18 protein-coding genes are annotated in these 19,698 nt (G+C 74.7%); 3 read left to right on the top strand and 15 right to left on the bottom strand.

From position 1 onward, the window contains the following. Positions 1-44 precede the first annotated feature (44 nt). The 4 genes from ACFQ80_RS21065 to dapE form a co-directional block, all read right to left on the bottom strand. The gene (locus ACFQ80_RS21065; RefSeq protein WP_111249454.1) at positions 45-212 is read right to left on the bottom strand and encodes a DUF3117 domain-containing protein; all 168 of its coding nucleotides are present in this window, start codon (positions 210-212) and stop codon (positions 45-47) included. Between the two features lie 183 nt (positions 213-395). Next, positions 396-1,358, bottom strand: coding sequence for a dihydropteroate synthase (gene folP, locus ACFQ80_RS21060; protein WP_430565027.1), 963 nt, complete (start codon positions 1,356-1,358; stop codon positions 396-398). Then, positions 1,355-2,224 (bottom strand): TIGR00730 family Rossman fold protein, encoded by an 870-nt coding sequence (locus ACFQ80_RS21055; protein WP_430549668.1) that lies wholly within the window; start codon positions 2,222-2,224, stop codon positions 1,355-1,357. Before ACFQ80_RS21055 ends, folP begins: the two co-directional genes overlap by 4 nt. Beyond that, positions 2,221-3,459: a succinyl-diaminopimelate desuccinylase gene (gene dapE / locus ACFQ80_RS21050; RefSeq protein WP_430565028.1), complete on the bottom strand. Its 1,239-nt coding sequence runs from the start codon at positions 3,457-3,459 to the stop codon at positions 2,221-2,223. Before dapE ends, ACFQ80_RS21055 begins: the two co-directional genes overlap by 4 nt. Positions 3,460-3,490: 31 nt before the next feature. On the opposite strand from dapE, the gene dapD reads away from it, so the two are divergent. Together dapD and ACFQ80_RS21040 are read left to right on the top strand one after the other, a co-directional pair. After that, entirely contained in the window at positions 3,491-4,459 is a 969-nt protein-coding gene (gene dapD, locus ACFQ80_RS21045) for a 2,3,4,5-tetrahydropyridine-2,6-dicarboxylate N-succinyltransferase (RefSeq protein WP_430549667.1), read from the top strand. Between the two features lies 1 nt (position 4,460). Continuing rightward, complete coding sequence (locus ACFQ80_RS21040) at positions 4,461-5,378, top strand: hypothetical protein (RefSeq protein WP_430565026.1); 918 nt, start codon at positions 4,461-4,463, stop codon at positions 5,376-5,378. Positions 5,379-5,444: 66 nt separating this feature from the next. Here the strand turns inward: ACFQ80_RS21040 and ACFQ80_RS21035 are convergent, their stop codons facing one another. The 3 genes from ACFQ80_RS21035 to fdxA all read right to left on the bottom strand — a co-directional run bounded on the left by ACFQ80_RS21035 (position 5,445) and on the right by fdxA (position 8,429). Next, on the bottom strand, positions 5,445-6,767 hold the full coding sequence (locus tag ACFQ80_RS21035; RefSeq protein ID WP_430549665.1) for a citrate synthase: 1,323 nt from the start codon (positions 6,765-6,767) through the stop codon (positions 5,445-5,447). Between the two features lie 193 nt (positions 6,768-6,960). Beyond that, a complete protein-coding gene (gene dapC, locus ACFQ80_RS21030) occupies positions 6,961-8,112 on the bottom strand; it encodes a succinyldiaminopimelate transaminase (RefSeq protein WP_430565025.1) in 1,152 nt (383 codons plus the stop codon). After that, positions 8,112-8,429 (bottom strand): ferredoxin, encoded by a 318-nt coding sequence (gene fdxA / locus ACFQ80_RS21025; RefSeq protein ID WP_429762524.1) that lies wholly within the window; start codon positions 8,427-8,429, stop codon positions 8,112-8,114. The genes dapC and fdxA overlap by 1 nt, the downstream gene beginning before the upstream one ends. 136 nt (positions 8,430-8,565) lie before the next feature. Between fdxA and ACFQ80_RS21020 the strand changes: the two genes are divergently transcribed. Beyond that, a complete protein-coding gene (locus ACFQ80_RS21020) occupies positions 8,566-8,874 on the top strand; it encodes a hypothetical protein (RefSeq protein ID WP_430565024.1) in 309 nt (102 codons plus the stop codon). Positions 8,875-8,893: 19 nt separating this feature from the next. On the opposite strand, the gene ACFQ80_RS21015 is transcribed toward ACFQ80_RS21020, so the two are convergent. From ACFQ80_RS21015 to ACFQ80_RS20980, 8 genes are all read right to left on the bottom strand, one after another. Beyond that, entirely contained in the window at positions 8,894-9,913 is a 1,020-nt protein-coding gene (locus tag ACFQ80_RS21015; RefSeq protein WP_430565023.1) for a prephenate dehydrogenase, read from the bottom strand. Next, positions 9,910-10,872, bottom strand: coding sequence for a prephenate dehydratase (locus ACFQ80_RS21010; RefSeq protein WP_430565022.1), 963 nt, complete (start codon positions 10,870-10,872; stop codon positions 9,910-9,912). Before ACFQ80_RS21010 ends, ACFQ80_RS21015 begins: the two co-directional genes overlap by 4 nt. Positions 10,873-10,885: 13 nt before the next feature. Next, positions 10,886-11,791: a hypothetical protein gene (locus tag ACFQ80_RS21005; protein WP_430549660.1), complete on the bottom strand. Its 906-nt coding sequence runs from the start codon at positions 11,789-11,791 to the stop codon at positions 10,886-10,888. Then, a complete protein-coding gene (locus ACFQ80_RS21000; RefSeq protein WP_430565021.1) occupies positions 11,791-14,013 on the bottom strand; it encodes a VanW family protein in 2,223 nt (740 codons plus the stop codon). The genes ACFQ80_RS21005 and ACFQ80_RS21000 overlap by 1 nt, the downstream gene beginning before the upstream one ends. 212 nt (positions 14,014-14,225) lie before the next feature. Continuing rightward, positions 14,226-14,642 (bottom strand): DUF6113 family protein, encoded by a 417-nt coding sequence (locus tag ACFQ80_RS20995; RefSeq protein ID WP_430549658.1) that lies wholly within the window; start codon positions 14,640-14,642, stop codon positions 14,226-14,228. Between the two features lie 10 nt (positions 14,643-14,652). Continuing rightward, entirely contained in the window at positions 14,653-15,774 is a 1,122-nt protein-coding gene (locus tag ACFQ80_RS20990) for a PIG-L family deacetylase (RefSeq protein ID WP_430565020.1), read from the bottom strand. A gap of 11 nt (positions 15,775-15,785) precedes the next feature. After that, positions 15,786-17,696: a translational GTPase TypA gene (gene typA / locus ACFQ80_RS20985; protein ID WP_430549656.1), complete on the bottom strand. Its 1,911-nt coding sequence runs from the start codon at positions 17,694-17,696 to the stop codon at positions 15,786-15,788. A 57-nt stretch (positions 17,697-17,753) separates the two neighbouring features. Further along, positions 17,754-19,487, bottom strand: coding sequence for a BCCT family transporter (locus tag ACFQ80_RS20980; protein WP_430565019.1), 1,734 nt, complete (start codon positions 19,485-19,487; stop codon positions 17,754-17,756). Positions 19,488-19,698 lie beyond the last annotated feature (211 nt).

The following is a 19,698-nucleotide window of genomic DNA, read 5'->3' as shown; positions in this document are numbered from 1 at the left end:
GGGCGTCCGCCCCGCGCTCGTCGCGTGTCCGTCGTCCTCCGCCGTCAGGCGACGACAGCCTGGAGTGCCTCACCCAGCTCGGTCGCCTCGGTGGCGTTCAGCTCCACGACCAGACGGCCGCCACCCTCGAGCGGGACCCGCATGACGATGCCGCGTCCTTCCTTGGTGACCTCCAGCGGCCCGTCGCCCGTCCGCGGCTTCATCGCAGCCATCTGTGGCTCTCCATTCCGTTGTCCGGTTCCTCGGCCTGCCCCCTGCCCGCGGCCCGCCGGTCGGCGGGGGCGAGACGAGGCGCGCCCCACCATTCTAGGTCAGAACCCACCCCTGACTTCCACACCCCGGACGTCAGAGGTCGACAGGCGAGACCCGGCGAGACCCTGCCAGGTCAGGGCGCGTCAGCCGAGGCCGCGCGCCGCCGCGTGCGGCGGGGCCTCGTCGCGGACGACCGCGACCAGGTCGAGCACCCGCCGGGTGGCGACGACGTCGTGGGCACGGAAGACGGTGGCGCCCTCCCAGGCGGCGAGCGCGGTGGCGGCGAGGGTGCCCTCGAGCCGCTCGTCCGGGGCCAGCCCCAGCGTCTCCCCGACGAAGTCCTTGCGGCTCAGCGCCATGAGGAGCGGGTACCCGAGCCCCGCGAGCGCGGCGGTGCGGCGCAGGAGGTGCAGCGACTGCCAGGTGTTCTTGCCGAAGTCGTGCGTGGGGTCCACGAGCACCGACCGCGGCGGGACGCCGCAGGCGACCGCCCGCGCGGCGGCCGCGCGCAGCGTCGCGACGACGTCGTCCAGGACGCCGTCGCGCGGGTCCGCGCCCCGCCCGGCACCGGTGCCGGGCGGGTACTCGACCCGGTACGGGTCGGTGCGCGGCACCGCCCCGCCCGTGTGCGAGCACACGACCCCGACCCCCGCCTCGCCGGCCACCTCGACGAGCGCGGGGTCGTGGCCCGCCCAGGTGTCGTTGACGAGGTCCGCCCCGGCCGCCACGACCTCGCGGGCGACGCCGGAGCGCCAGGTGTCGACCGACACGAGCAGGTCGGGCAGCTCCTCGCGCAGCCGCGCGACGAACGGCGCCACGCGGCCGATCTCCTCCGCCTCGTCGACCTCCGGCCCGACGCCGGCACGCACCCCGCCGACGTCGAGGATCTGCGCGCCGTCCGCCCACGCCTGGTGCGCCGCGTCGAGCGCGGCGCCGTCGTCGGGCCGGCGGGCCGGGGCGTAGAAGGAGTCCGTGGTGCGGTTGACGATCGCCATCACCACGGGCCGCAGCACCCCGTCGGGGCCGCGGCCGACCTCGCGCCCCCGCAGCACCAGCGACGTCCCCGCCGCCGGCACGCCGGACGGGCACGGGCCGGCGGCCGTCACGAGGCGTCGGCCGCGTCGCCCGCCGCCTCCTGGTCCTCGACGAGGTCGTCCAGCGCCTCGCGCTCCGAGGCCGCCAGGGCACGCCCCCGCTCGATGACGTACTGCACCGCCTCGGACGGCGAGTCGGTGAGGTGCAGCAGGTCGAGGTCGGCGCGGCCGATCATGCCGCGGTCCGCGACGGCGGTGCGCAACCACTCCAGCAGCCCGCCCCAGTAGTCGGAGCCGACCAGGACGATCGGGAACTCGGTCACCTTGTGGGTCTGCACGAGGGTGAGGGCCTCGAACAGCTCGTCGAAGGTGCCGAAGCCGCCCGGCAGCACGATGAAGCCCTGGGCGTACTTGACGAACATCGTCTTGCGGGCGAAGAAGTAGCGGAAGTTCACGCCGAGGTTCACGTGCTCGTTCATGCCCTGCTCGAAGGGCAGCTCGATCCCGAGCCCGATGGACGTGCCGCCCGCGTGGTGCGCGCCCTCGTTGGCCGCCGCCATGATCCCCGGGCCGCCGCCGGTCATCACCGCGTAGCCGGCCTCGGCGAGCAGCCGCCCGACCTCGACGGCGAGGGCGTGGTCGGGGTGGTCGGGGGACGTCCGGGCGGACCCGAACACCGACACGGCGGGCCCCACCTCGGCGAGGGCGCCGAAGCCCTCGACGAACTCCGACTGGATCCGCATCACGCGCCAGGGGTCGGAGTGCACCCAGTCGGAGTCGCCGCCGCCGGAGAGGAGCCGCTGGTCGGTGGTCTGGGCCGGGATCTCCTTGCCCCGCAGGAGCACCGGCCCCTTGCGGTAGCCCCGGCCCTTCTCGGGCACCCCGTCGTCGCCGCGCTCGGGTCCGTGGCCGGTGGGGGAGGTCGTCGCTCGCGTCATGCCTCGAGACTATCCACGCCACCCGCGGGCGCGCCGAGGAGCCAGCCGCGCAGGGCGTCACGACCCACCGCGAGCCGGGCCACGGGAAGGCGCTCGTCGTCCTTGTGCGCCAGGACCGGGTCCCCCGGGCCGAAGTTCACGGCGGGGATGCCGAGCTCGGCGAACCGCGCGACGTCGGTCCAGCCGTACTTCGGCGTCGGCGCGGTGCCGGTCGCGGCCCGCACCGCCGCGGCGAAGTCCGCCACCAGTGGGTCGTCCAGGCCGGGGCGGGCTCCGGGCGCGGCGTCCGTGACGACCACCTCGAAGCCCTCGAAGAGCTCGCGCACGTGCGCCTCCGCCTCGGCCACGCCCTGCGACGGCGCGAAGCGGTAGTTCACCGTGACGGTGCAGGCGTCCGGCACCACGTTGCCCGCGATGCCGCCCCGGATGCCGACGGCGCCCAGGCTCTCGCGGTACACCAGCCCGTCCACCTCGACCTCGCGCGCCTCGTAGGCTGCCAGGCGGTCGAGCACCGGCGCCGCCGCGTGGATCGCGTTCACGCCCGCCCAGGCGCGCGCCGAGTGGGCGGCGACCCCGTGGGTGCGGACCTCGACGCGGAGCGTCCCGTTGCAGCCGCCCTCGATGCCGTTGTTGCTCGACTCGCCCAGGATCGCGACGTCCCCCGCGAGCGCCTCCGGATGGTGGCGCACCAGCCGGCCCAGCCCGCTGAGCGACGCCTCGACCTCCTCGTGGTCGTAGAAGACGTACGTGAGGTCGTGGGCGGGCTCGCGGCCCGGCCGACCCAGCTCGACGGCGAGCGCGAGCATGATCGCCACGCCGCCCTTCATGTCCACGGTGCCGCGGCCCCACAGCTCCACGGTGCCGTCCGCCGCCGTCTCGAGGCGCGTCGGGAGGTTCGGCGGGTCGGTCAGCGGCACCGTGTCCAGGTGTCCGGCGAGCACCACGCGCCGCGGACGGCCCAGGCGGGTCCGGGCGACCAGGGCGTCGCCGTCGCGCAGCACGTCGAGGTGCGGCTGGGCGCGCAGCACCCGCTCGACGGCGTCCGCGAGCGCGGCCTCGTCCCCCGAGACCGACGGGACGTCGCAGATCGCGGCCAGCAGGTCCACGAGGTCCGACGAGGCCACCGTCGCCGGGTCCAGCAGGGTGTCCAGCAGCGCGTCGAGCCGGGAGGCGACGTGAAGGTCCAGGTGGGGGTCGGGAGAAGGGGCTGTGCGGTCCGTGGTCACGCGCACCATCGTGGCAGACACCCCGACTACGCTGGTCCGCATGACGACGCCTGCCACCTCCCGCCCCGCCTGGGGCCTCGGTCTCGCCACGGTCGCCGACGACGGCACGACCCTCGACGTCTGGTACCCCGCGCCCGTGCTGGGTGCGCCGCCGGAGACCGACGTCGACATCCCGGCCGAGCTCGACGCCCTCACCGAGCGGGACGACGCGCGGCGCGTGGACGTCGTCGTCGTGCGCACCGTGATCGACCTCGACGCCGCACCGCAGGACACCCGGGACGCGTACCTGCGCCTGCACCTGCTCTCCCACCGGCTGGTCCAGCCCCACGGCCTCAACCTGGACGGCCTCTTCGGCGTCCTGACCAACGTGGTGTGGACGTCGCACGGCCCGTGCGCCGTCGAGGGCTTCGAGGCCACCCGCCTGCGCCTGCGCGCCGACACGGGCCGCGCCGTCACGGTGTACGGGATCGACAAGTTCCCCCGCATGGTCGACTACGTCGTGCCCGCGGGCGTGCGGGTCGCCGACGCCGACCGCGTGCGCCTCGGCGCACACCTCGCGGCGGGCACCACGGTGATGCACGAGGGCTTCGTGAACTTCAACGCCGGCACGCTCGGCGCCTCCATGGTCGAGGGCCGCATCTCTGCCGGGGTCGTCGTGGGCGACGGGTCCGACGTCGGCGGCGGCGCGTCGATCATGGGCACCCTCTCCGGCGGCGGCAAGGAGGTCATCCGCGTGGGCGAGCGGTCGCTGCTCGGCGCGAACGCCGGCCTCGGCATCCCGCTCGGCGACGACTGCGTCGTCGAGGCCGGCCTCTACCTCACCGCGGGCACCAAGGTCACCGTGCTCGGCGAGATGGGCGCCGACGGCGACCCGCTGGTGGTCAAGGCCCGCGACCTCGCCGGCCGCGACAACCTCCTGTTCCGCCGCAACTCGCGCACGGGCGCGGTCGAGGTCCTGGAGCGGGGCGGCGTGGGCATCGAGCTCAACGCCGCGCTGCACGCCAACTGAGGTGTCCGGGAGGCCGGGCCGGCGGAGGGGCCGGCGACGGGCGACCGGGGCGGCCCTCGCCGCGGTCCTCGTCGTCGGCGCCGGCGCGACCGCCGGCGTCGTGTGGATCCTCAACCGGGTCGACGCGCCCTCGGTGCAGCGGTGCGCGGCCGAGCTGGACGGCACGTCGTGGTACCTCACGCCGGTCCAGGCCGACAACGCCGCCCTGATCGTGGGCACGTCCGTGCAGCGCGGGCTGCCCGGCCGGGCGGCCACGATCGGGCTCGCGACGGCGCTCCAGGAGTCCCGGCTGGTCAACATCGACTACGGCGACCGCGACTCGGTGGGCCTCTTCCAGCAGCGCCCCTCGCAGGGGTGGGGCACCGTCGACGAGATCATGGACCCGGTCTACTCGACGGGGAGGTTCTACGACGGCCTGGTCGAGGTCGACGGCTACGAGGACCTGGAGGTCACCGTCGCCGCCCAGGCGGTGCAGCGCTCCGCGTTCCCCGAGGCGTACGCGCAGCACGAGACCCGGTCACGGGCCTGGGCGTCCGCGCTCACCGGCCACTCCCCCGGGGCGATCACGTGCGACCTGCCGCCCACCGAGGAGGACGACGCCCCGTCCGGCGCCGCCGCCAGGAAGGTGCTCGCCGAGCGGGCGGCGCGCGACCTCGGGCTGCCCGCCGACGCGCTGCGGGCCGACACGTCCGACGAAGACGTGAACGCCGTCGTCGTGGACGCCGCCGCCGTTCCGCTCGACGGCGAGCTCGCCACCTGGGCCGTCGCCCACTGGGCGGTCGCGACGGCCGCCGTCTCCGGGGCGCAGGAGGTGCGGGCCGGCGCACGGGCATGGGCCCGCGAGGACGGCGAGTGGTCCGTCGTGGACGACGACGCCGGCCGCCGGCCCGACGGCCAGGTGACGATCGTCCTGTCGTGATCGTCCTGGTCGCGGGCCGACGGCCGGCGGCGGTGCGGTGCGGTGGTGCGGTGCTGGGGCGGAGCCTCAGCGCTGCTCGAGCGGCACGTAATCGCGCTCGGTGGGACCGGTGTAGACCTGCCGCGGACGGCCGATCTTGGTCTGCGGGTCGTTCATCATCTCGCGCCACTGGGCGATCCAGCCGGGCATGCGGCCCAGAGCGAACAGCGGCGTGAACATGGCCGGGGAGAAGCCCATGGCCTTATAGATCAGCCCGGTGTAGAAGTCGACGTTCGGGTAGAGCTTGCGCTGGACGAAGTAGTCGTCGGACAGCGCGATCTCCTCGAGCCCCCGGGCGATGTCGAGGAGCTCGTCCTTGGCGCCGAGCTGGCCGAGCACGGCGTCCGCGTGCTTCTTCACGATCGCGGCGCGCGGGTCGTAGCTCTTGTAGACGCGGTGGCCGAAGCCCATGAGCCGGACGCCGGCCTCCTTGTTCTTGACCTTCTTCATAAAGGTCTCGACGGAGTCGTCGCCGCTGCGGATGCTCTCGAGCATCGTGAGGACGGCCTCGTTGGCGCCGCCGTGCGACGGGCCGGACAGCGCGTTGATCCCGGCGGCGACCGACGCGTACAGCGTCGCGTTCGACGAGCCGACGATGCGCACGGTGGACGTGGAGCAGTTCTGCTCGTGGTCCGCGTGCAGGATGAGGAGCTTGTCCATGGCGGACACGAGCACCGGGTCGGACTCCCACTGCTCGTAGGGCCGCGAGAACGTCATGCGCAGGAAGTCGTCGACGTAGCCGCGGGCGTAGTCCGGGTACATCAGCGGCTCGTCGCGCGTGGCGCGGTGCAGGTACGAGGTGATGGTACGGATCTTGGCGAGGATCAGCACGGTGGCGAGCTCGACCGCCTCCGGGTCGTGCGGGTCCAGCGACTCGGGGTAGTACGTCGCGAGCGCGTTGACCGCCGACGCCAGGATCGACATCGGGTGGCCGCCGCGCGGGAACGACGACAGGAAGGCGCGGAACCCCTCGGGCACCAGGGTGTGCCGGTTGACCCGCTCCTCGAACGCCGACAGCTCGGCCGGCGAGGGCAGCGCGCCGTGGATCAGCAGGTAGGCCACCTCGAGGAAGGTGGACGAGTCGGCGAGCTGCTCGATGGGGTACCCGCGGTAGCGCAGGATGCCCTGGTCGCCGTCGATGTACGTGATCTCCGACTGGCACGACGCGGTGTTCGTGAACCCGGGGTCGACCGTGACGAGCCCGGTGTCCTTCAGCAGGGACGACACGACGATGCCGTCGTTGCCCTCCGTGGCAGGGACGACGGGCAGCTGTCGAGCGGTACCGTCGACGACGAGCTCGACCGAGGCGGAGTCGCCCGTGGTGCCTGCGGCAGGCGTGGTGGACGTCATGTCTTCCTTCCGTGACGGGCCTGCCGACTCCCGACGACGGGACCGGTGGGCGCGTGACTCGTGACTCAGGGACGGGGGCGGCCCGGGGCACGCCGGCCGTGGCATCCTCCAGGGCTACCTCGGCCTGCGGTCGAACCTACCCCCCAACACCAAGGTGTTCCAATCCCTCACCCAGCCGCAGCCATCCACCGGGTCACAGATCTGTGATGCGCGCCACAGCCTCGGCCACGGAGCCGTCCGGCGCCGTGAGCGCGACGCGGACGTGCCGCCGCCCCGCGTCACCGTAGAACTCCCCCGGCCCGACCAGGATGCCCCGGCCGGCGAACCACGCCGCGAGGTCGCGCGACGTGGCACCTGCGAGCGGCGTCCCCTCGGCCGGGCGGGCCCACAGGTAGAGACCCGCCTCCGAGCCGTCCACGACGAAGCCCGCCGCCCCGAGCGCGCCGAGCAGAACGTCGCGGCGTCGGCGGTAGACCTCGCGCTGGGCCGCGACGTGCGCGTCGTCGCCGAGCGCGGCGGTCATCGCCGCCTGGACCGGTGCGGGCACGATCATGCCGAGGTGCTTGCGGGTGGCCAGGAGACCGGACACCAGGGCGGGGTCGCCGGCCACGAACGCGGCGCGGTACCCGGCCACGTTGGACTGCTTCGACAGCGAGTAGGCGACGAGCAGCCCCTCGGGGCTGCCCCCGGTCACGCGGGGGTCGAGCAGGCTCGGCACCCGCGAGACCCCGTCGTCGCCGACCCAGGCGTCGGCCCACGGCAGCTCGGCGTAGCACTCGTCGCCCACGACGACGGCGCCGATCTCCCGCGCCGCCTCGACGACGCGGCGCAGGTGCGCGACGTCGGCGACCTCGCCGGTCGGGTTGCCGGGCGAGTTCACCCACACCAGGCGCACGTCGCTGCGCCCCGCCCAGGCGTCGACGTCGTCCGTGGCCAGCGGCGTCGCTCCCGCCAGCCGCGCCCCGACGTCGTAGGTCGGGTACGCGACCGCCGGGTGCACGACGACGTCGCCCGGGCCCAGGTGCAGCAGCGAGGGCAGCAGGCCGACGAGCTCCTTGGAGCCGACCGTGGGCAGCACGGCCGACGGATCGAGCCCCGGCACGCCGCGGCGGCGCGCGAACCAGCCCGTCACGGCCTCCCGGAGCGCGGGCGTGCCGTGCGTCAGCGGGTAGCCGTGGGCGTCCGACGCCGCGGCGAGCGCGTCACGGACGACCTGCGGCGTCGGGTCGACGGGCGTGCCGATCGACAGATCCACGACGCCGCCGGGGTGGGCACGGGCGGTCGCCCGCACGTCGTCGAGCGTGTCCCAGGGGTAGGGCAGTCCGCCGAGGTCGGCGAACCCCATCAGGCCTGGGGCGGCAGGCCGGCGATCATGGGGTCGTCCTTCTCGATGAGCCCCATCTTCGCGGCGCCGCCCGGAGAGCCGAGGTCGTCGAAGAACTCGACGTTGGCCCGGTAGTAGTCCTTCCACTGCTCGGGGACGTCGTCCTCGTAGTAGATGGCCTCCACCGGGCACACCGGCTCGCAGGCGCCGCAGTCCACGCACTCGTCCGGGTGGATGTACAGGGAGCGCGAGCCCTCGTAGATGCAGTCCACGGGACACTCCTCGATGCACGCCTTGTCCTTGACGTCGACGCACGGCTGAGCGATCACGTAGGTCACTGCGGGCTACCTTCCAGGTGACGAGGGCGCGGTCCGGCGGGCGGGCTGCGGGTCTCGATGATTCGTCGTTGGTGCTTCTCCGGTGCTGACCGGGCGCGGGCGCAGCGCCCGCGCAGCCAACTCTAGTATCGCTGACGTGGTGCCTTCGCCGTCAGCCGTCCCACCTGCTGTCCCGTCCCCCGAGCCGCTGCCCGCGTGGCGCGAGCTGCCCGCGGGGACCCGCGTCGTCGTGCGGCGCCGGCTGACGCCCGCGGAGGCCGCCGGGAGCGAGGCCCGGTGGGCGGACGTCGTGGGGATTCTCACGGCGGCCGGGCCCGCCGGCCTGCGCGTGCGGCCCGACCGCTCCCCCGGCCTGCCGGAGGTCGCCGTCGCCGCCGCCGACGTCGAGGCCGTGAAGCCGGTCCCGCCGCGACGGCCGCGGCGCGGGCGGCCCGCCGAAGCCTGAGACCACGGCCCGGCGCCGCTCAGCGCGGCGCGCGCACCCGGACCGTGCCGTCGTCGACCCCCACGACGACGGCACCCGCCGTGCAGCGCGCCACCAGGGCGTCGACCACGCCGGCCGTCCACCCGTCGCCGACCGGCAGCCCCTCCTCCGGCCCGGCCGGGCGGGGACGGCCCCCCGCGCGGAGCTCACGGACGTCGTCGGCGGCGTGGAAGACCTCGTGCAGGGCGCCGTTGGTCTCCAGCGCGCCGATCACGACCTCGAGGTCGCGCACCACCTTGCGCAGCGCGGGCGCCACCCACGCGGCGTTCTCCGTGACCATCGCCTCCGTGCGGGTCGGGTCGGTGAGCGCCACCCGGGTGCCGTCGCGGAAGCTGCCGGCGGCGAGGCCCAGCGCGAGGTCGCGCACGGGCGCGCCCGCCACGGCGTTGAGGAGCTGGGTGGCCAGCACGTGCGGCACATGGCTCACCAGCGCGGCCGCCTCGTCGTGCCGGTCGTCGGTCACCACCGCGGCGGTGCCGGCCAGCGGGCCCGTCACCAGGCGCAGCACCTGCCCGAGGCGCCGGGGCTCGTCGGGCGCGGCGGCCCCCGGCTCGGCCACGGTCACGGCCCAGGGCGCCGCGTCGAGCAGGGCGGCGTCGGACGCGCCGAAGCCGCTGTGCTCGGTGCCGGCCATCGGGTGGGCCCCGACGTACCGGTCGCCCAGCCCCGCGGCGACGACCGCCGCACGCACCGGACCCTTGACCGAGCCCACGTCGGTCACGGTCGCGTCGCCGCCGGCGAGCAGCGGCGCGAGCTCCGCGGCCGTGGCGCGCACGGCGCGCAGCGGGACGGCGAGCACGACGACCTCCGGGTCCGCGGCGCACAGGGCCGCCAGGTCGTCGGCGACGCGCAGCCCGACGGCGCGCGCGTCGGCGCGCGTGCCGGCGTCGACGTCGGTCGCGACGACGTCCGCGCCGCGCGCGGCGAGCAGCCGCGCGAGCGACCCGCCGACCAGACCGAGGCCGACGACCCCGATCCGGCCGGCTCCCTCGCCGGTCACCACAGCAGGCCCCTCGCGACCGTGGCGTCGTCGTCCGCACCCAGCACGCTGCCCGTCGGCACGTGGTCGGGCAGCACGCCGTCGAGCCCCGGTCCGCCGGGCGCCACGGGGAACGCGCCGAGCACCTTGAGCGAGTCGCCCGCGCCGAGCAGGGCGGCGAAGAGGTCGCGGACCTGCGGTTCCCAGGGGGCGCCGTCGAGCGTCACGACGAACACGTACTGGCGCTCGCGGACCTTCAGCGGCCGCTCCACCAGGCTCGACATGTTCACGCCGCGCTCCGCGAACTCCGCCGTGACGCGCGCCAGCACGCCCGGTCCGGTGACCACCGGGGTCACGGCGACCATGGTGCGCCACGCCTCGGGGGCGGCGCCGTGCCCCGCCGCGCGGGCCGGCGCCCAGGCGGCCGTCGCGTCGTCCCGGCGGCACAGCACGACGAACCGCGTGCGCGCGCCGGCGAAGTCCTCCACCCCCGTCGCGAGGGTCTCCAGCCCGTAGAGCTCGCCGCACAGCCGGGGGCCGAACGCGACCTGGTGGTCGGCGAGGTCGCGGCACGCCGCCGCGTTCGACGACGCCGGCACGGGCAGCAGGCCCCGCTCCGCGACGAACCGCGTGCACTGCGCCAGGCCGTGCGGGTGCGCCGTCGCCTCGCGCAGGCCCGACGGGTCGGCATGCCCGGGTCGCACGAACGCATCGAACGAGATGTCCAGCACGACCTCGTCCACCGCGACCACGTCGGGGCTGCCCACCAGCGCGTCCAGGGACGGCACGACGTACCCCTCGACGGAGCTCTCGATCGCCACCACCCCCCGGTCCGCGGCGCCCGACGCGACGGCGTCGTGCACCTCCCGGACGGTGGCCAGCGGCTGCTGCGCGGCGTCGCCGCCACCCGCCCGTGCACCGACCCAGCGCCGGACCGCCTCGTGGGTGAACGTGCCCTCCGGCCCGAGGTACGCGATCATCGTCCGCCGCTCCTCACTCCGCGGCCCGGGCGCCCGCGGCCCACCGCGGCGCCAGCGGCACGGGGCCGGGCACGAAGCCCTCGCCCGGCAGCACGGCCAGCGTGCGGTGGGCGACGCCACGAGCGTCGAGCTCGGCGACGAGCCCGTCGAGCACGTCGACGCTCGCGCAGCGGAACGACGTGAAGAAGACGTGCGGCCCGTGGGCCGACGGGTGGCTGCGCAGGTGCTGGAGGTCGACGCCCGCCGCCGACAGGACGGCCAGCGTGTCCTGCAGGGACCCCCGGTGGTCGTCCGACGGCCCGACGGCGAGCCACACCTGGGCGGGGACGTCGAACCGCGGCCACTGCGCCCGCGCCTCCAGGAGCCCGTACCAGACCGGCATCCGGCCGGCGAGCCGCTCGCTGCCGGGCACCTCGACCCAGCCCGCGGGCACCCGGGGCCGCTCCACGACGAGCGACCCGGCGGGCCCCGCCAGTGCGACCCGCTCGTCCACCGACGTGCGGGTCGGCACCAGCCGCGGGCTCACGCCCATGCCGCGCAGCAGGTCCTGGCAGTCGCGCATCCCCGCCTCGTCGATGACCACCTGGCCTCCCGTCGCGCCTGCCGGGGCCACCCACACCCACTGCGGCGCCACGGCGACGGCCGCCGTGACGATGAGCGACGGCTCACCGGCGAGCAGCGCCTCCTCCAGCCCCGGCGACGGTTGCTCCGGGTGCCCCAGGTGCACGACCGCCGCCAGGTCGTCGATCGTGGCCACCGTGGCCAGCGTGTCCGACGTCGTGCCGAGGTCCAGCAGCTCGATCGACTCGTCCGGCACGGCCGTGGCCACCGCCGACCCGGGGGCGACCCCCGACCAGCCCGCGTCGTGCGCCGCCTGTGCGGCGTGCGCCGGGGACTCGCGTTCCGAGCGTCCGAGCATCAGTCCTCCTTGGCCTTCCCGTCGTCGCCGGCGTCGTCCTTGCCGTCGTCCTTGGGCTGGCGGTCGTCGTCGCGGTCGGCCTTCGGCTGGTCGCACACGACGGGGTTGTCCGGCTTGTAGGTCCAGGTCTTCGACTCGTCCTTGACCTGCTTGCCGTCGTGGAACACCTGCCGGTAGTTCGTGATCGTGAACCCGTCGTTGCCGCCCGGGTAGGGCTCGCAGCCCGCGCCCGACTTGTGCACCGCGGTGGCCGGGACCACGTTGCGCTTGTCGCCCGCCTGCTTCTTCACCTCGTAGTACTTGGTCGACCAGATCTGCACGTGCAGCTCGCCGCCCGAGACCCACGACTGCATGACGGCGCCGTACGGGGTGTCGTTGGTGAACTTCATGTCGATGGCGCCCACGTAGATGGTCGCCTCGCGCCCGGCCGGGTACCGGCTGAACCAGTAGCTGTGCGGCTGGTGGCCCGCGTCGTCGTAGCCGGCGAGGAACCCGGCGTTGTACGTGGTCGTGGCCATCTGGGACAGCCCACCGCCCACGGCGTCGGTGTGCACGCCGTTGCTCACGACGCCCGCCGCGACGAAGCCGTTCGACTCGTCGATGGGCGACAGGGTGTCGAGCAGCGAGAACGTCTCACCCGGCGCCACGAGGGTGCCGGTGATGATCTGGGCACCGCGCTCGAGGTTGCGCGTGCGGATGGGCTCGCTCGTCAGCGGGGTCGAGAACGACGAGACGACCTCCTTGACCCCCATGTCCTCGAGGGCCTCCTTGGTGCGCTCCGGCTCCCGCTCGACCAGCTTCAGCTGGGTCTTCCGGTCATCCGAGAGGGCGGCCTTGCCGACCGCGGACGCGGTGTCGTCCGGGTCGAGCGTCGTGCCCTGCTCCCCGCCCTCGACGACCGGCTTGCCGCCGGAGAACACGAAGTGCGCGTCGTCCGGCTCGGTGAGCAGGTCGTCCGTGTCGTCCACGACGTCGGAGACCAGCTTCTTGCCGTCGAACCGGGCCTTCAGCTCGCCGTCGGTGTTCTTGAACGAAGTCGCGCCGGCGAGCGCCTTCGGCGCCAGCTCCGCGGACTGCTCCCCGACGTCGACCGTGACGGGGCCGCTCACCACCTGCTGCGCCTGCTCCAGGGCGGCGTCCGTCTCCGCCTGCGTCACCGCGGGCTCGACGACCTCGGTCGGGAGGTCGACCGGGCCCGACGTGACGAGCCAGGCGTCCGCGACGGCGTCCACGGCGTCGTCGACCAGCACGCTCGACCCCTCGACCGCGTCCGTGGCGGTGGCCTTGGCGCCCTTGAAGCCGACCGTGCCGTCCACGGGCTCGACCTTCAGGGACTCCTCCAGGCCGGAGACCGCCTCGGTGAGGGTGGGTCGGGAGACGTCGACGACGGGCGGTACGGCGTCGCCGCCGACGAGGTGCTCCCACAGGTGCGCGGGGCTGAGGGAGAAGCCCGTGAGACCGTCGACGGTCGCCTGCGCGTCGAACGCCAGGCCGGCGGCGGCCGGGTCGATCGTGCTCGACGCCTCGCCCGCCCGGACGTCGATCGGCTCCTCGGCACGCTCGCCGAGGCCGTCGTCGAGCGCGGCGACCGCGGGCCCGGCGTCCATCCCGCCGATCTCGACCCCGGCCACGCTGGTGCCCTTCGGCACCGTCCCCGCGACGGCCCACTGCGCGCCCGCGTAGAGGCCCGCGAGGACCACGAGCCCGACGCCGGCCCACAGCGCGACCTTCGGCGCGCGGCTCGGCGCGCCGTCTCCGGCCAGGCCGTCGAGCGGTGAGCCGGGGTCCGCCGGCGGCGGCGTCGCCGGCCCGGCGGGGACACCGCCGAGGGCCGCGGCAGCCGGATCACCGGACGGCGCTCCCTGGGGGGCGGGCGGGGCGGACGCCGCCACCGCCGGCAGCGCCTGGGTGGGCGGTCCCGACGACGGCGCGGGCACCGTGGCGATGACCCGATGCTCGTACAGCCGCACCCGCGGCTGGTACGGGGTGTCCGGCTCGTCGGCGTCCGGCGGCTCGGGAGCAGGCGCCTCGGCGGTCGGCCCGGCAGCCGGCGCGGCGACGGGCTGCCCCGGGGCCGGCGCCGGCTCGGACCTGCCCGGCGCCGTGGGCGCACCAGCCCCGGGCTCGACCTGAGGCTCGACCTGAGGCTCGGACTCGGGGCGCGCAGGCTCGGCGGGTGCGGACCCGGCGGGGTCCGGCTCGCGCTCGGTCGGGTGACCCATGCATGCTCCGTCAGGGTGGGGTGCGGGGCGACGCCCCGGGGGGACAGGTGACGCGGGGCGGACCCGCCTGGGGGATCCTACTCGGGCGCCGCAGCCCGGCCCGGTGCAAGTCCGGGTGAAAGTGCCAAATCGGACGCCGGTTCGCACAGGTTCGTCACGCCCGGCCGGGCGGCGCGCACCGGACGCTCACAGACGGTCACGGGGACCGTGCGTCAGCCTCGCCGGTCGGAGAACCACGACCCGGGCAGGAAGGCCGCCACGAGGAACATCGCGAGGCCTCCGTAGGTCCACACCAGACCGACGGGCTGCGCCGGCACCAGCACGTCCCCACCCGGGCCCGCGACGGCGAGCACCTGCACCGCGACGACCCAGCCCGCGCCGGCCGCGAGCAGCGGTCCCCACCCGGCCCACGCGCGGCACAGGACCGCCGTGGACAGCGTGATCGCGAGGGCCAGCACGATGCCGACGGGCAGGTCGTGCCACTGGGTGCGGTGCGCGACCGTGCCGAGCACCCCGACGGCGGCGCCCAGCACGAGGGCGAGGACCGCGCGCGCGGCGGACCGCCACCACCGGCCGGCGCCCGCCGGGGCGGGGGGCGAGGTGGGCGTCGCGTGCTCGGGGGTGGTCATCGGCGCGAGCCTACCGGCGACCGGCGCGGCGCGACGTCCGACCGGGAGCACGGGGCACCTCGCGCGACGCCTCTGGAGACAGATGCTGAGACAGATGCGGAGACACGAGGTAGAGCTCGTGCGCCAGCACCGGGGCGAGGACGTCGTTGCTCAGGGCGTACCAGCCGAGCAGGCCGGCGCCGGGGTCCTCCGCCGCCGGTGCCGGGGTGACGTGCTGCACCTGGGTGGCGTGGGCGCGCATCGCGGCGAGCACACGGTCGAGCACCGCGGCGACGTCGACCTGTGCGACGTCGTGCGGCCCGGCGTCGCGCAGCTCCGCGTCGTGGCGCGCGAGCGGGGGCAGGGGCTCGTCGGGGTCCGGGAAGGTCAGCCCGGTGCGGGCGGCGAGGTCCCGCGCCGCGGGGGCGGCGGCCAGCGCCCGGCGGCCCGCCCGCAGCGCGGCGGACGGCGTCACCGCGCGCCACAGCTCGGCGGCCCACGGCTCGCCGGGCACGGGGGCGCCCGGGTCGGCCGCGAGGGCGAGCGCCCGCACCGCGACGGCGTGCGTGCGCACGTGGTCCGGGTGCCCGTAGCCGCCCTGCTCCTCGTACGTCGCGACGACGACGGGGCGGCGGGCGCGCACGACCGCCGCCAGCCGCGCGGCGGCGTCGTCGAGCGGCACGCGCGCGAACGCCGTCGCGGGCGCGTCGTCCGCCGGCCCGGCCACGCCCGGCGCGACCCAGGCCATGCCGGAGTCCTCGAACCGGTCGGTGGACGCCCGACGCACCCCGGTGGGCCGGGCGTCGGACAGGTCGACGGCGTCGAGGAACGTGTGCCCGACGACGCCCGACGCGCCGCCGAGCGCGGCCAGGGCCGCGGCCAGCTCCGTCTCCCGGTGCGCGGCGAGGGCGGGGCCGTCACCCTCGAGGCGCGCCAGCCCCGTGCGGTGCGCCGGCGTGTCGATGACCTCGCCGCGCTCGCCGCGCGTGCAGGTGACCACGGCGACCGGCCGGCCCGCGGCGGCCCACGACGCGAGGAGCGCGCCGGTCGCGAGCGTCTCGTCGTCGGGGTGCGCGTGGACCGCGAGCAGCCCGCCGTCCCGCACGGGTACGGCGGGGGCGGGCTGCGCGACGGACACGGCGGGACCGGTCACCCGGAGGAGGGTCAGGCGCGCTTGGCCCGCGCCGTCGCCCGGGCGCGCGCCGTCGCGTCGAGCTCGACCTTGCGGATCCGCACGACCTCCGGCGTCACCTCGACGCACTCGTCCTCGCGCGCGAACTCGAGGGACTCCTCGAGCGTGAGGTGGCGCGGCGGGATGAGGTTCTCGAAGTTGTCGGCGGTCGAGGACCGCATGTTCGTCAGCTTCTTCTCCTTGGTGATGTTGACGTCCATGTCCTCGTTGCGGGAGTTCTCGCCGACGATCATGCCCTCGTAGACCTCCTGCGTGGGGTCGACGAAGAACGAGCCGCGCTCCTGCAGGTTGATCATGGCGAACGGCGTCACCTTGCCGGCCCGGTCGGCCACGAGCGAGCCGGTGTTGCGCGACTCGATCGGGCCGTGCCACGGCTCGAAGCCCTCGGAGATCGACGCGGCGATGCCGGTGCCGCGAGTCTCCGTGAGGAACTGCGTGCGGAAGCCGATGAGGCCGCGCGCCGGGACCATGAACTCCATGCGCACCCAGCCGGTGCCGTGGTTGCTCATCGTCTCCATGCGGCCCTTGCGCTGCGCGAGGAGCTGGGTGACGGCGCCGAGGTACTCCTCCGGCACGTCGATGGTCATGCGCTCCATCGGCTCGTGGCGCTTGCCGTCGATCTGCTTCGTGACGACCTGCGGCTTGCCGACGGTGAGCTCGAAGCCCTCGCGCCGCATCTGCTCGACGAGGATCGCCAGGGCGAGCTCGCCGCGGCCCTGCACCTCCCACGCGTCCGGGCGCTCGGTGGGGAGCACCTTGAGCGACACGTTGCCGATGAGCTCGGAGTCGAGGCGGTCCTTGACCTGGCGCGCGGTGACCTTGTGGCCCTTGCCGCCCTTGCCGGCCAGGGGCGAGGTGTTGATGCCGACGGTCATCGAGATCGCCGGGTCGTCCACCGTGATGAGCGGCAGCGGGCGCGGGTCGTCGACGTCCGTGAGGGTCTCGCCGATCATGATGTCGGCGATACCCGCCACGGCCACGATCTCGCCGGGGCCGGCGGACTCGGTGGGCACGCGGTCGAGCGCCTTCGTCTCGAGCAGCTCGGTGATCCGCACGCTCGACAGGGTGCCGTCGTGGCGGGCCCACGCGACCGTCTGGCCCTTGCGCAGGGTGCCGTTGAAGATGCGCAGCAGCGCGAGGCGGCCGAGGAACGGCGACGCGTCGAGGTTGGTCACGTGCGCCTGGAGCGGCATGTCCGCTTCGAAGGTCGGCGCCGGGATCTTCTCGAGGATCGTGCCGAACAGCGGCTCGAGGTCCTCGTTCGCCGGCAGCGCGCCGTCGGCGGGCTGGTCGATCGACGCGCGGCCGGCCTTGGCCGACGCGTACACGACGGGCACGTCGAGGATGGCGTCCAGGTCGAGGTCGGGGACCTCGTCGGACAGGTCGCTCGCGAGGCCGAGCAGCAGGTCCGTGGTCTCCCCCACGACCTCGGTGATGCGCGCGTCGGGACGGTCGACCTTGTTCACGACGACGATCACGGGCAGCTTCGCGGCGAGCGCCTTGCGCAGCACGAAACGGGTCTGGGGCAGCGGGCCCTCGGACGCGTCGACCAGCAGCACGACGCCGTCCACCATCGACAGGCCGCGCTCGACCTCGCCGCCGAAGTCGGCGTGCCCCGGGGTGTCGATCACGTTGATCGTGATGCCACCGGGCTCGCCCGCCTCGGCCGCCGACGGACCGGCGTACCGGACCGCGGTGTTCTTCGCGAGGATGGTGATGCCCTTCTCGCGCTCCAGGTCACCGGAGTCCATGACGCGGTCGTCCACGTGCTGGTGGGCGGAGAAGGCGCCTGCCTGGCGCAGCATGGCGTCCACGAGGGTCGTCTTGCCGTGGTCGACGTGGGCGACGATCGCCACGTTGCGCAGGTCGGAGCGCACAGACATCTACGGGTCTCATTTCCTGGGGTGGGGAGGCGACCCGTCAATCGGGCCGCCGCTATCTTACCCGCCCGGTCCAGGCTGCTCGTCCCCGCCCGTCTCCGGCTGCTTCTCGGGCGCGGCGCCGGGCGGGCCCTTGACGTCCCGACGGCGCGGCGCACGCAGCCGCAGCGCGCCGGGCGCGGAGGGCAGCACGTTCTCCCACCGTCCCGCGAGCGTGGTGGCGACCCGTTCCGTGACGTGCTCGGTCAGGGCCGCACGGGCGGCGCGCCGCTCGGCACGCACGATCTCCCGGTGCTCCGCGCTGAGCTCCTTGACGATCGACACCGCCATGCCGATGAGCACCAGCGAGAACGGCAGGGCGATGAGGATGGACGCCGTCTGCAGCGCCTGGAGCCCGCCGGCGAGCAGGAGGGCGATCGCGACGAGCCCCTGCAGCCCCGCCCAGAACAGGCGGCTCCACAGCGGGGGGTTGGGGTTGCCGCCATGGGCGAGCATGTCGACGACGAACGACCCGGAGTCGGACGACGTGACGAAGAAGATCACCACCAGCACGATGCCCGCGACGGCGAGCCACGTCCCGGCCCCGGGCAGGGTGTCGAAGAGCTGGAACATCGCGGTGTCGGTGTTCACCCCGCCGGTCGCGGGGTCCAGCATGCTGCCGGGCTCCGTCATCTCCTGGTGGAGCCCCGCTCCCCCGAAGACGCTGAACCAGATCGTCGCGACGGCCATCGGGACGGCGAGCGTGCCGAGGACGAACTCGCGCACGGTGCGTCCGCGCGAGATGCGTGCGATGAAGACACCCACGAAGGGCGCCCAGGAGATCCACCAGCCCCAGTAGAAGATCGTCCAGCTCGACTCCCAGGCCAGCCCCTCGTCCCCCCGGAACGCCAGCGTGTCGAAGGTCATCTGGATGACGTTCGCGAAGTAGTACCCGAACGACTGCACCCAGCTGCGCAGGATGAACAGCGTCGGGCCCAGCACCAGCACGACGGCCAGCACGATGCCCGCGAGGACCATGTTCCCGTTCGACAGCCACTTGATGCCCTTGGACAGCCCCGACGCGACCGACATCGCCGCGATCGCCGTGATCACCGCGATCAGGCCGATCTCGAGGGCGGTGCTCGGCTCCACCACGTCGAGGTACCCCAGCCCGTGGGCCACCTGCAGCACGCCCAGGCCCAGGGACGTGGCGACCCCGAACACCGTGCCGATGATCGCCACGACGTCGATGACGTTGCCCGCCCAGCCCTTCACGCGGTCGCCCAGGAGGGGCTCGAGCGCCCAGCGGATGGACACCGGCCGACCCTTGCGGTGGATCGCGTACGCCAGCGCGAGCCCGGCCACCACGTAGATCGCCCACGCGTGGAAGCCCCAGTGCACGTAGGTCTGGGAGATCGCCGCCTGCGCGAGCGTGGCGTCGTCGCCGGTGACGCCCGGCTTGGGGCTGACGAAGTGGGACAGCGGCTCGGACACCCCGTAGTAGACGAGCCCGATCCCCATCCCCGTGGCGAACAGCATGGAGAACCACACGGGAAGCTTGAAGTCCGGCGACTCGTCGTCCGGGCCCAGCACGATGTCCCCGAAGCGGCTGAGGCCCATCCAGATCGCGAAGATGACGAACGCGGCCACCAGGAGCACGTAGTACCAGCCGAACGCGCCGATCACCTCGCCCTGCAGGGTGCTCAGCACGGCGTCCGTGGCGTCGGTGAAGAGCACCGCGACCAGCACGAACACCAAGATGATGCCTGCTGCCGGATAGAAGACCCCGCGGGCCAACGTCGGTGCCCCTGCCATGCCCTTCACCCTGACGCCGTGCCTGACCATCGGCAAACGGAGACAGGACGGGGGCCGACGCACGACCAGGGGGGGGGGGGGGCCCCCGCGGGCCGCGGCGGGGCGGGCAGCCCCGCTGGCCGCCCCCCCCCGCCCCCCCCCCGGCCCCACACCCCCCCGCCCCTCGGCGCCCCCCGCGGCGGGTCCTCCGGGACGGTGACGGTCACCGACC

The sequence above is a fragment of the Isoptericola sp. NPDC056578 genome (assembly GCF_042793275.1).
Lineage (GTDB): Bacteria > Actinomycetota > Actinomycetes > Actinomycetales > Cellulomonadaceae > Isoptericola.
Note: the sequence above shows the minus strand (reverse complement) of the source record. Positions and strands in the feature narration are given on the sequence as shown.

Excerpts from the sequence above, each read along its gene's own strand:
- ACFQ80_RS21065 (WP_111249454.1), bottom strand. The coding sequence starts at position 212 with ATGGCTGCGATGAAGCCGCGGACGGGCGACGGGCCGCTGGAGGTCACC.
- ACFQ80_RS21055 (WP_430549668.1), bottom strand. The coding sequence starts at position 2,224 with ATGACGCGAGCGACGACCTCCCCCACCGGCCACGGACCCGAGCGCGGC.
- dapE (WP_430565028.1), bottom strand. The coding sequence starts at position 3,459 with ATGGTGCGCGTGACCACGGACCGCACAGCCCCTTCTCCCGACCCCCAC.
- dapD (WP_430549667.1), top strand. The coding sequence starts at position 3,491 with ATGACGACGCCTGCCACCTCCCGCCCCGCCTGGGGCCTCGGTCTCGCC.
- ACFQ80_RS21035 (WP_430549665.1), bottom strand. The coding sequence starts at position 6,767 with ATGACGTCCACCACGCCTGCCGCAGGCACCACGGGCGACTCCGCCTCG.
- dapC (WP_430565025.1), bottom strand. The coding sequence starts at position 8,112 with ATGGGGTTCGCCGACCTCGGCGGACTGCCCTACCCCTGGGACACGCTC.
- ACFQ80_RS21010 (WP_430565022.1), bottom strand. The coding sequence starts at position 10,872 with ATGATCGCGTACCTCGGGCCGGAGGGCACGTTCACCCACGAGGCGGTC.
- ACFQ80_RS21005 (WP_430549660.1), bottom strand. The coding sequence starts at position 11,791 with ATGCTCGGACGCTCGGAACGCGAGTCCCCGGCGCACGCCGCACAGGCG.
- ACFQ80_RS21000 (WP_430565021.1), bottom strand. The coding sequence starts at position 14,013 with ATGGGTCACCCGACCGAGCGCGAGCCGGACCCCGCCGGGTCCGCACCC.
- ACFQ80_RS20995 (WP_430549658.1), bottom strand. The coding sequence starts at position 14,642 with ATGACCACCCCCGAGCACGCGACGCCCACCTCGCCCCCCGCCCCGGCG.
- typA (WP_430549656.1), bottom strand. The coding sequence starts at position 17,696 with ATGTCTGTGCGCTCCGACCTGCGCAACGTGGCGATCGTCGCCCACGTC.
- ACFQ80_RS20980 (WP_430565019.1), bottom strand. The coding sequence starts at position 19,487 with ATGGCAGGGGCACCGACGTTGGCCCGCGGGGTCTTCTATCCGGCAGCA.